This window comes from Parapedobacter soli (assembly GCF_025460835.1).
Taxonomy (GTDB): Bacteria; Bacteroidota; Bacteroidia; order Sphingobacteriales; family Sphingobacteriaceae; genus Parapedobacter; species Parapedobacter soli.
Genome location: NZ_JAMXAY010000086.1, coordinates 1 through 12,042, shown reverse-complemented (window position 1 = coordinate 12,042; position 12,042 = coordinate 1). Strand labels below are relative to the sequence as shown.

The window sequence follows — 12,042 nt, the reverse complement described above, 5'->3', positions numbered from 1 at the left end:
TTTTACTGATTGTTAGTGTGTTGTACAGAATTTAAGGGATGACTACATAATTGTCAACTTTTCGTGCAAACGATGTCAACTTTTGAGGGCTGAACCCTCGCTACCTTTGCTTGTATGGAGCAAGAAATACATACAAGCAAAAGATATGGCAAGGGGAGCATCGAATATCATACTGCGGTACACGATTGCAAGTTTGCGTTGTTCCGGCGCAGGGCCGTGTATGCTAAACTTCCGTGAGTTGGTGGGAACACCGATTCGCCCGGGCCAGTTGCCTGGGGAACGGCGGCGAGTTCGGCCGATGACCGACTAACCAAAACATTTTTTTAACTTAAGATCAATTAGCATGTGTAGAAAGCTCAATATAGGATTAGGTGCCGGTATGGCGCTTACCTACCTCTTTACATTGATGGGCACCTTTGCGGTGGCCAAAGAAAACGCAGTTTACCACGGAAGCGCTGACGCAGTGGAATACGTGGAAGCTAAGGTGTTTGCGAGCACCGCCGAAAAGCTTCATGTCGAATTCGCACGGCTGCAGGCTAAGACCGGCAGTAAAACCATCCAGGTGATGCAAGCACCGGATAAGGCGCAGGGAGCCCAACTTTCATTTGGAAAAATTGATTCGCGGCCGATACTGCAAGATTTGCAATGGTTTCCCGTTACAGTTAACCCATCGAATCCCAATATGCCCAGTCAACAAGCAATTACCGGGCCTCCAAGTGGAAGCACGGATTCTGGTTGTGTTCCGAACCAACCTACGGGCACTATATGTGCAATCCAATTTGACCTGGACGAAGTACCCAGTGAAAACCTCACCGAATTGGAGGAAATTCTGGAAAATCTAGAAGATGGGGCGACTAATTACACCATCCAGGATATCATCGATCTCGGGATTACGGTAAAAGCCACGGCCCGCCGTACGCCCTAGGGTAAGCTTTTGAACAAGTCTCCATATGCTTGTTCCATTTTAATGTCAAGAGAAGGGGCCGCGTTAACCGCGCCCCTTTCTTCTAATCAATGCCTGTTATTTTGGGGGTAGCCACCGATTTGTACGGCCTCAAAAGGAATTGGCCATACGTATCTCGCGTCGCCCGGTTTGAGTTCAGCCCGGATATCCCCTAGTTTCCTTTCCAGCACTTTTGAATACCGCCCCTCCCTATTCAATCGCCGGAGATCTTCCCACCGCACACCGCGAAAAACCAACTCTTTCCGTCTTTCATCCAATATGACATCCAGGATATCACTTTCACTGGGAAAGTCATATGTCGCAAATTTTTCCGGATGGATACGGTTTTTGAGTAGCAGCGTCAAATCCGATAACGCTTGGTCATGATTGCCCTCCCGTGCCGCACACTCCGCGCGGATCAGGTATACTTCATCTGTTGCAAGGCCTGTGAAAAAGCTCGTTGACCCTTCGTAACTGCCTTTGAACACACCTGACCCATAAATCCCTTCGCCGAAAAAAGCCTCTTTCCTTAAATCACCGTCCCCATAACGGGCAAGCAATGAAGGGTCAATGCTGACAAACATATCGGCAAATAGGATTGCTGGCATCAACCCACTGTTCATCCAGATAATTTCTTTGTTACCTTCACCGTAAGCCCCAAATGTCGGATTACGTGATAGGTCCAATTCGCTATAATTTTCCAACCGATTTTCCAGTTCAAGGCATTGCTGGGCATAGCTATAAGCCAAGTCGTAATCCTCTAATTGAAGATAAATCCTCGCCAGCAGCGCGTACACGGCTGCTTTGCCAGGCCGGAATTTCACCTGCCAGGTGTTTGGTAGCAGGCTTTCGGCGTCCTTCAGGTCGGTTAATATCCGGTGATAGGTGTCCGCCAGGTTTGAGCGACCGACCTTGGCGGTTACATCGCCCTCCAACCGCAACGGCAGCCCAAGGTCGCTATGTTCCGACGCTCGGCGATACACAGGACAAAACAATTGCGCCAAGCAATAATAGTTGAACGCCCTGTGAAACAAAGCAATGCCTTTTACATTGTTCCAACCCGTCTTGAGTTCCGCAGGCGGATTCATGTTGTTGATTCCATCGAGAACAACATTTACCTTAAGTATACGCTCGTAGGCCATGTTCCAGTCGAGCGGGTTGTATACCGGGTCGCCTTCTCCGCCTTCGTAAATATGCTCTTTCCATAAATATGCATTAATCTGCCAAATCTGGTTGGTATTGGTGGGAAAGGAAGCGTATTGTTCTGCACTCATAATCAATTCATCCCCGCCGATCATCCCCAATGCATGACTGCTGTTGGCGTTCATGGTGGATATATAATCCAAAATGCCCATGTAATCTTCAATTGTTTCCGGAACCTTTTGCGAGGCCACCGGTTTAACATCCAAGAACTTCCGGCCACATCCACAAAGCAATATGATTACAGTCGACCAAAGAACCAGGTGCTTAAGCATATAATTTTTCATCTCGTATCCTATTTAAGTTAAAAATCCATTTGCAACCCGATGGCATATGACCTCGGGGCTGGATAATCCGCATTCGGATAATCCGGGTCTATCCCATTTTTGTTCGCTCGCCATAAAATGCCAACGTTTCGGATGTATACATTCAGTTTCAGGTTCCTTACCGGCAAATAAGGCGCTTCCCCGCTTATCTTATATCCTAGACTGATGTCTTGCAGACGTATGACGTCCCCTTTGGTGATCAGTGCATCAGAATATTGATAGACGCTGCTCAAGAACGGATTGTTGCTTTCCATTCCGCTACTTGCAGGCACATCGGTAAACCGTTCATCCCCCGGTCTTGCCCATCGCTTAAAGTAATCCATATGGAATGCGCCGAGACCAGCTGATTGATACTCCTGCGCCGGCGAAAGCGAATTCCGCCGGAACACGTGACCAGTCTTAAAAGATATCAGGAAGCTGATATCAAGATCGCCGAGCCGGAAATCATTCCTTAACGAACCAAACACGATCGGAACGGAATTATAAGCTGCTAACATTGATTTTTCTATTCCCTGCCAGTAAGACTGATAATCATCGGATACAGCACCATCGATATATATCAATGGTGTTCCGTTTTCGGGGTTCAATCCGTGCCAAGGGCTGGCATACAGGATGTCCACCGATTGGCCCTCTTCCAAATAGGTGGCTGCAAGGTATTGGTAATCATATAACGGAGGAGCAGATTTGAGATGTGTGATTTTATTGCTGCTATGGCTAATCAGCAAGGTGGATGACCAATTCAGGAAACCGATCAGGTTCCGGCTGTTTACCTGGATATCCCATCCTCTGGTTGTCAGGTTTCCGTAATTCATTTTGTATGCCGTCCCGATGCCGATACCAGATGTGGGGTCCATCATGTTATCCCCCAACAAATCCTTAGCATATTTAATATAGTATTCGAAGGAACCGGCTATCCGATTGTGTGCTGTTTTCCAATCTACTCCCACATTTGCCGTATTGACCTGCTCCCATCGCAACGAAGGATTGCCTGGACTTCTTAGAAGCGATTGCAACAGTCCGGTGGTATTATTTTGGGTAACGATGATTGTCGGGTAATAGCTCTGGGTTTTATCGATATTGCCGGCACTGCCGTAGGTAGCCCGTAACCGGAGGTAGGGTATGAAGCGCTCCAATGAGTAGAAGGGCTCCCCGCTTAGTTGCCAGCTTCCGCCAAAGGACCACAATGCCGTTCCCCGTTGATTGGTTTTTACACCCAACAGGTTACTGCCGTCCCACCGGAGGCTCCCGCTCAACGTATAGCGCTTGTTGAACATATAGCTGCCATTCCCGAAGTACGACAGATACCGCTGGGTGCTTTTTGATGGCGAGTAACTGGTATTGGGAATCTGGGCGGATCCGGTGGGGCGGGTCGGATACCGGGTTAAATAGTCAAACCTATTGGCGCTAGTCCATAATTTCGGGTCAAAATTATAAAGTGTCTGACCCGGGCTGGATAAACCGATCTCTTGACCGATTTCCGCGCCTGCTATGAACCGGACTTCATGGAGCGGCCGAATGAAGGAATAGTTTAGCATGACCCGCCCGGAATGAGCATCATTTCGAATGCTTGGTCCGTACTCTTTAATCGCTGCAAACGGTATTACCCGTGTCCCATCGGACTGTGTATACCTATTGACCAAGTTCCGCACGTAGTAACTCTCCTTAAAGTGCAGTTCTTCAGCGCCACCATTTAACAGGATGTATTGGTAATTGGAGGATAACTTGAGCCCGGTTAAAAGTTGATAGTCCAGCCCGGTGCTGAGCCGCAATTCACCCTGACGGCTTATACGTTCCCTGAGCGACACCTCATCCAATGGACGGTACATCCAATCCAGCAACCCCATACTTTCTGCGCTTTCGCGGTACACCTGCCTGTATGTGCTGCCCATTACCGCTGCGCTACCATCCGGGTTTACCAGACCGTCATAAGCATGGTTGATTGTGCCTACATTGAGTGCGCCGTAAGTTATTCCGTTATTATGCCGCCGCCGCCCCGTGTACCAAAACCCCGTGTGCATCTCTAAGGACTCACCCGCCTTAAACGAATTTTGCCATCCGAGGCTTAAGCGTTGGTTTCCGTTGCCGAAAACGGTTGCTTGCTGGTGGTCATGGCCTGCCGACAAGGCATATCGGTAATTCCGGACTCCTCCTTGCATGCTGAATGCATACCGTTGCACAAGTCCCCTTCGGTACAGAAGCTCCGAGGCCTGATGGCGTAAATCCGTCTCCTGCATCGTCCGTTCAGCGCTGGCGAAATCCTGCTGATCGATCACCCCGTCACGCAGCTTTATCAACAATTCCACATACGACGGGATGTACGTTCGATCCCGTTCTTGGTAGTTACCACGTTGGAATAGCTCCTTTTGGATACCCATTACGATCGGCGAGGGAAGAAAGTTTTGGTTGTAAAATAAATCAGGCTTATCCGTGAAGTTAAGATTGCTGCTGAACGATACCCGTGCCGGCTGGTTGTAATTTCCCTGCTTGGTCGTAATGACGATCACGCCATTGCCGGCGCGCGCACCCCATATGCTGGCCGCGGCCGCGTCCCTGAGCACGGTAACGCTTTCCACCATACTGGGGTTGAGGTTGTTGATATCTCCGTCATAAGGAAAATTATCAACAACTATCAACGGTGCAGCGTTGGCCTCGATGGTACTTATACCTCGTATCCGCAATTCAGGTGCGCCATCTACTTGCTCTCCCGCCAGGTTTCTCCGGTCAAACAACAGTCCATTGGTCACCCCTTCCAGCCGGTCAAGAATGTTGGTGCTTACATTGCGGTTGAGCAATTCGTTATCAATATGGGTAAACGAGCCTGTGGCGCGCTCCTGGGGCACGGTGTAGTAGCCGGTGTTCACCTCCACCTCCGACAATAGATTACCATCGGCCACCAAATGGACATCAATGGGGCCGGTTGTAAGGCTATCGATGCCGATTTTTCGGGAATGGTACCCCAGGTGGGTTATCAGCAATGTGTCCCGGCCATCGGGCCTCCGAACACTGAACGTCCCATCAGGACGAATCGGGATGACCCGATTCGTGGATAGCAATCGGATTGTGGCGGCAGGCAGGGCGATGTCATCCATGCTGGTCACTGTTCCGGTTATCCCGCTTTGGGCATGTGTAGGAGTTGCATTAGCGGCAAAGCCGATTGCAAAGAAAAAGACTAAAAATACTTTCATTTCTCTTCATTAAATGGTTGCGGTTTTATTTACTATTGTTTGGCGTAGTCGTGTTCCCGGATCACCAATACCGGAACTTTCCGGGTTTCCGTAACCACGTGCATACCGTATCGTTTCAATTCCCTGTTAATTGCTTCCAATGTCCAGCCGTTGCGCATGGCTTTCGGGAAGTGGAAATTGACGTTTAGGTCTGCCGGTATACCGGTGCTGTCTACCAATGGCGCGGTGAATTCACTACCGGCCGCATGCTGTAGTGAAATATCCAGATGGGTATAAAACAACCCCTGGCCATACGGAAGTTCTTTCATGACGAGGTTGGATTTTTGATCTAAATCGACGGGTGGCGAAGAGGCCGTCAGGTATTTCCTAGTCTGGTCCGCCGGGCCGATGTTTCTGAGAACCGGATAGCGATATTCCTGCCGGTGCTCTATCACCGCCTGCAAACCCAGGTACATGCCAAAAAAAAAGTTCAGGTCTTCCTGCATGTATTTGCGGGCTAGGGTATCACTGATCAACTGGGGAATGCGTAAGTTGTAACCAAAAAGGTTCTTTAACTCCCATGCCGCAAACGCACTGTCCTTGCTCAGCTCTCCCTTATTCAGCAGTCCATAGGGAGGGGTCAGCCTCTGCGACATGTTATCACTCACTTCCAATATTACACTGTTGGGTTGACTAGCTACAAGGTCGCCCGCCCAGGGTTGGAAGACCTCATACTTATAGGCCCTGAAAAACAATTCCTGCAACGGCAGATTCACCGCACAGAGGATGCTGGTGTCCGCGGCTACGTAAAAATCCAGCTTCCGGGCGCGATGACCCGGTAGGAATCCGGCTATGGTTGTTTCAGGCGTATCATAATACTTCCGCGTCTTGCCATTTCCCTCCACAAAGACCGGCTTCAGCGGATCGATGTCCCCCGCATCGGTATGCATATAAAGCAATGACGACGGGTCTTCGCCTTGGAGAACCAGCTGGATGTTTTCCGCGGTGACATAATCGGATTTGGGCATCGCGATAACCTTTCCGCCCTTGATCCACACCTGATGGGGAAGGGTTTGGGTCGGAAATGTTTTTCCCAGCACCGAGTCTCTTACGATGGCCAGATAGTCCCAGCCATCGCGCTTCCACACCTTCGCGCCGGTGGATGCCTGTTCATAGGAAACCGGAATAACAACGATTTCATCGTCAAACTCCTTGTTTATGTCATTCAGTCGGCCAAGTGTTGCTATACATGGACCGCACCATGTTGCCCAGAAATCCAAGATGATCAATCTGTCCCTGAATTGATCGAGGCTGATGGTCAGTGATTGTCCGGAAACCGTCATTGCCACTTCGTGCGGTATCCGGTAAAAAAATTCCGGCACGGTATCGCCTATCGCCAGGCTCATCGGCGACGTGGAATAATTGCCGTAGGCCGGGGCGTTCTGTGCCTCTCCGCGTTGCGGATAGGTACAGAACGCAATGATGGTTAGAAAAAGTAATTTTGCAGCGTTTATCATGTTGGTAATAGTTGGTGTAAAAAGATTATCGGCTTCTAAGCATTCGCTGAATTTTAAGGAAATGGGCTGTGACCACCGGGTCGCCAGACACGGTCGCATGCTGCTCTGCTGCCTGTTGTACAGCATCGAGGTAATAACCCGCCAGTATAGCATTTTCTGTTGGCGGGGATATCTGCCCCGAAGGGCCGCATGCCGCCAACATGGCGGAAATATACGCGCGTTGTGTCAGGCGCGCATTTCCGTCCGGGCGCACAGACGCTTCACTATTGTTCCAGATCCGCTCATGTAGTAATTGCAGATCCCGGGGTGGGAGCCGCCTTAAAAGCACATCCATGCTTTTTTCAAGAAGCTTTCCAATCGCGGTAGTGTCAGTACCCAATCCGGATTTGAAAAACCAAGAAGACGAACAGAAAAAGTTTTCGTATAGCCAGTTCACGGAACGGGCATCTCCTACCTGAGCAACATGGCCCATATAGTTGACAAACTGTTCATAGACATCGCGCTGTCGCTGCGCGATAAGCGCAGGCTGACCGACGAACCATAGCGGGATACTGTCAACGATTCGTTGTAGGTTCAGCAACCCATAAGTTGCTGCGGTTATAACGTCATCGCCCAGGTCTTCGCGCTCCACGCGCGGCTGCCCCAGATGAGGCTCGCCTCCGAACCAAAGGAACGGATCAGTCTGTTTGGAGGTAACCCACTCATCCAATATCCTTTTTCCCTCTTCCTGGGAGATAAAAGGATGATGGTAGCGGTATGCCCACGCTATCGCCCATTTATCGTATTTGCCGATTCGTGGGAACAATCCGGATTCCCCTATGCTATCTTCCGGTTGGGCCACATAGTTTAGGCGCGCATAATCCATGACGGACGGGCAAAATGCATGCTCTTCCAGCCATTTGCTGTCTCGTAATTTTTCTACGGGAACGGACGACGAGGCGCCGAAATTGTGGGTCAGACCCAACGCATGACCGACTTCATGGCATACCATGTACCGGATCATCCTGCCCATCAGCGCGCTGTCAACCTCAGCGGACCTAAGCGTTGGCAGATGCAGCGCACCTTGCACAAATAGCCATTGGTCAAGCATCCGCAGCATCCCGTGATGCCAGGATACCTCCGCGTTAATGATTTCGCCGCTACGGGGGTCTACCACACTACTGCCCCGCGCGTTCGTCACACCGGAGGGCTTGTAGGTAATGAACGAATATCGGGCATCGCCCACTGACTTACTTTCTTCGCCCGGAAGCACGCATTTTGCATAAATCGCATTCTTGAAACCGGCTTGTTCAAAAGCTATTTGCCAGTCGTTGACACCCTTAATCATATGCGGAACCCATTCCTTTGGCATCGCAGGGTCAATATAAAATACGATAGGCTTGGCGGGTTGAACCAGCTCGCCCCTGAAATAAGCCTCCAGGTCAGTAGAACGGGGTTCCAACCGCCAGCGCGTAATGAGATGCGCCTTTTGGGGTGGAGAATATATATCGCTATGGTCGGTTACGGCTATCGAGAAAAACCCCAACCGCTCATCCGCGAGCCGCGCATGCAGCGGTTGCCGGGGGAGCATAAACCAAGTAGACTGAATTTCCATGGTCAGCGGGGTGCCGCTGCCGCTATAAAGGTAAGTCCGGCAGCTTCGCACGATGAGGTGCGTGCTATCCGTTAGAACCTCCCGGATAACCAACCGATCCGGCAATGGATTGCCCAGTTTAAACTGTACTTTGAGCGGTTGAGAAAAAGCATTTATACCGTTGTCCTCAGCCATGAAAGCGGTCCATCCGATCAACGAAGCGTCGCTCCTGTCATTTCGAGCCTGTATATCGAATATGCCGATAATGGGCATTTCCGATGCATTGACGGGAACCGATACCGCCGCACCGTTACCTTTCACTCGGTTACTGTAATCCAGTATCCGAATAGCTAACTTGCCCTGGGTTAATCTATCAAAGCGGAAGACAGCTTCGCTGATCAGGTCTCCGCTATAGCCAAGTCCCTGTTTGACGAAATCAAAAGGGTGTGGCCCTGCCCACCCCTTCGCCAGACGATTAATAACTAAGATATCACGGCCAAGCAAGGAGTCTGGGATTTCTAGATAAATCCGGCCGCCTGCCTCATGTACACCCAGCATGCCGTATTGGGATTTGGCATCGGGACCGATGATATCTGCAACTGCCGTAGCCGCAGGCTCCGCCTCTTGGGCGGAAACCTGCTTCACGGCATACAAACACATGATCGTTAGTACAGCCAGTAGGCTGATATATCTTATTTTATATTGCCTTAGTTTATGTCTGGTTAGGGCATAGCAATCCCCTAAGCGTAATTTTCGCTTCATTTTTTGTTTAATTTCAGATGAAGAAAATCAGGTTAATTCAGATTTCTTACGACGAATCAAACAGGCTTGGAAATTACATTTTTGTGAAGATTGGAAGTTGATATTGCCCAGGCCGTGGTTAAAGCGGCGCTTCCATCTCCTATTAGAGTTGGAAAACAGGCAGGCTGTAAAAATAAAAAACTCGTTCTCATAATGGTTAGCTGAAAACGAGTCTCCTGGTTATACTTAGAACCTAAAAACTATAGCAGGCCCTACAACCGCACCGCAAGGTTCCGACGCCTATCAGAAACGGGATTACGATAGGGCCCTTGGTGCTATAGCGGCACGAAAGTACACAAAATATCACCTCGGGCATTAACCTACCGTCTCGCTCTGATTACAAATTGTCGGAATTTGCGGTCGAGACTCTTATGTCAACGCTCGTGGATTGGACATAATTACCAATCACAATGCAATGATAAATAATAATTTATACTATTCAAAATTATTTTAGCTTTTTATTACCGAGGCAATATTCAGCTTCTTGCTTTATGGCCTCACTAATAAAATCTGTAGACAATTTTATCACAAATCAAGTCAAGGAAGTTCGTATTGCTTTTAATCTTACTCAAAAGGAATTGTCAAGGGAAATCAACGACAACCCGGAAAGCAACTTTGTATCGTCTGTTGAGAACAATGAAACAACCACATGTTATAGTGATCATCACCTAAACGTTTTTGCCACTTTCTTTAACGCATTAGCTTCGACAATGACCGATAATGAACTAGAAGAGCGAGGACTAAAACGGAATTATTCCCTTATTGACTTCTACCCGGATTGCCCCATAGAAGAAAAGCTTGTCGAAAAGGACATTAAGTTCATTCCCAACAGACTTAAAGCATCAGGTGCCTTATTTATACTAATAGAGTCAAAAGATGACTTCTTAATCGACTGGCATAATTCAATGGAATTTGCCGACTATTGTAATACCAAATTTAATAAAAACTGGACTCGAGACATTTTTAATGGTACATTAGCTTACGCACACAAAAAAGGGGTGCTTGACAGAGAGAGTGATGACAGTCCTAGGTATAAATTGAGGAAAGAATAAGTTTTAAATTGTGCCTATGCCTGAAGAAGTATCCAAAAAAAGAAAACCTAACAAGAAGTCAACAAGTAAAGCCTCTCCAAGTGCTATTGAGGTTGAAAAAGCTTACAGTCTGCAAAAAGTACGTATTGATTTGGGATGGACGTGGTTTGAACTTTCTTACATGATGGGCAAAGACAATGGTTCATATGTGCGCGATGTCGAAAATCCGTTGCACACGCTAAAATACGACCCAGCCGATGTCAATTATATCGCACTCATTCTGAACAAGACATTCAAAATAATATTACCTCCTCCCGTACCAGCAAAGAATTACAACCTTCTCGTAACGGAACAATTGGACCAATCGCGCCGGAAGGTATATGAAATTTCGCTTCAGCAGTCCGATGGAATATATACGCACTACCATATCTTTACGGAAGAGCGAAAAAGCGACGCTTTGGACACCCCGTTGAATACCTATGAACCGGGCGAGGTCAAATCATATATGGACGCATTGATTGCGGATGGTTTTTTCGATTCACCGAAAACTGCATTGGATGTACTAGCGAATTTCAGGAAGAATTTTGGTGAAGATTTCCACCCGAAACATATGATCACCACGTTAATTGATTTTTGTGATGGGCGTAAGGGCAAGAGGCTGGATGACAACGGAAAGGATGACTGTGGACGAAGGGTTTACGTGTTATTCAACCCGCCAGCGCCCTAACCCGGGATTGGGGACAATGCAATATTTGATCTAATAACGTGCATCAAAGATACGGTCTTCTTCAACTCCTCCCCAAATACTCAATAACCGCTGCCATTGCTAATTCGAACTTGTCCCGGCCTAACTCGGCGCCGAACAGCTCTTCCACCATATAGAGATCGCCAATCTCATTGTAAATTAGCCGGTCCGCACTGAACTGGCGTTTATATTCATCGTCAGGGGTGAATAAGAAGCCGTCACCGTTCTCATCAATCACTATTACCTACAGATTATCCGGGTTAGTGAATATCTTATAACTCATAGAAATACTAACACTATTTTCAGGTTATTGTTGGCGACCTACTATTAGACGTACAAACTATTTGACGTTGAATGTTTGTTAAAACAGACAGTATGGCGACTGAAAAGAAAAAAGCCCGTCTCGTTAAACAAGACGGGTCCGCCCCAATGGGGTTAGGGGCTATCAACCTCATATCCAAAACGAAGAAATTGCCGAATTATTTTGCCGGATGAAAAAAATACCGGCCGTCCTTATTTACATGAGAACGGCCGGGTGGTTAACCGCATCTCATGAAAAAGACGCAGATCCGGCCTATGGCCGGAAACCAATAAACATCTACTGTAAGCTAACTTACAAAAACGATTTGATGTTTCAAAAATTTGGATGTGGCGGTTAAAGTTTTTACCTTTAGCGCAACCAATGTGACCGTGATAACTATAATTCCCCCCGAAAACAGGACAGCAGTTTAAGTTAGATTTT

At 48.1% G+C, this 12,042-nt stretch carries 8 protein-coding genes; 3 read left to right on the top strand and 5 right to left on the bottom strand.

Annotated features, from left to right (window positions below):
- Positions 1 to 343: 343 nt before the first annotated feature.
- A complete protein-coding gene (locus NGM62_RS20805) occupies positions 344 to 925 on the top strand; it encodes a hypothetical protein (protein ID WP_262250242.1) in 582 nt (193 codons plus the stop codon).
- A gap of 86 nt (positions 926 to 1,011) precedes the next feature.
- On the opposite strand, the gene NGM62_RS20800 is transcribed toward NGM62_RS20805, so the two are convergent.
- The 4 genes from NGM62_RS20800 to NGM62_RS20785 are packed head-to-tail and all read right to left on the bottom strand — an operon-like array spanning position 1,012 to position 9,485.
- Positions 1,012 to 2,430, bottom strand: a complete 1,419-nt coding sequence (locus tag NGM62_RS20800; RefSeq protein ID WP_262250241.1) for a RagB/SusD family nutrient uptake outer membrane protein — start codon at positions 2,428 to 2,430, stop codon at positions 1,012 to 1,014.
- A 17-nt stretch (positions 2,431 to 2,447) separates the two neighbouring features.
- On the bottom strand, positions 2,448 to 5,654 hold the full coding sequence (locus NGM62_RS20795; protein ID WP_262250240.1) for a SusC/RagA family TonB-linked outer membrane protein: 3,207 nt from the start codon (positions 5,652 to 5,654) through the stop codon (positions 2,448 to 2,450).
- 32 nt (positions 5,655 to 5,686) lie between these two features.
- The gene (locus NGM62_RS20790) at positions 5,687 to 7,150 is read right to left on the bottom strand and encodes a TlpA family protein disulfide reductase (protein WP_262250239.1); all 1,464 of its coding nucleotides are present in this window, start codon (positions 7,148 to 7,150) and stop codon (positions 5,687 to 5,689) included.
- A 25-nt stretch (positions 7,151 to 7,175) separates the two neighbouring features.
- Entirely contained in the window at positions 7,176 to 9,485 is a 2,310-nt protein-coding gene (locus tag NGM62_RS20785; protein WP_262250238.1) for a zinc-dependent metalloprotease, read from the bottom strand.
- Between the two features lie 530 nt (positions 9,486 to 10,015).
- Here NGM62_RS20785 and NGM62_RS20780 point away from each other — a divergent pair.
- Positions 10,016 to 10,576, top strand: coding sequence for a hypothetical protein (locus tag NGM62_RS20780; RefSeq protein WP_262250237.1), 561 nt, complete (start codon positions 10,016 to 10,018; stop codon positions 10,574 to 10,576).
- Between the two features lie 16 nt (positions 10,577 to 10,592).
- Positions 10,593 to 11,282, top strand: a complete 690-nt coding sequence (locus NGM62_RS20775; protein ID WP_262250236.1) for a hypothetical protein — start codon at positions 10,593 to 10,595, stop codon at positions 11,280 to 11,282.
- 61 nt (positions 11,283 to 11,343) lie between these two features.
- On the opposite strand, the gene NGM62_RS20770 is transcribed toward NGM62_RS20775, so the two are convergent.
- On the bottom strand, positions 11,344 to 11,538 hold the full coding sequence (locus tag NGM62_RS20770) for a hypothetical protein (RefSeq protein ID WP_262250235.1): 195 nt from the start codon (positions 11,536 to 11,538) through the stop codon (positions 11,344 to 11,346).
- Positions 11,539 to 12,042 lie beyond the last annotated feature (504 nt).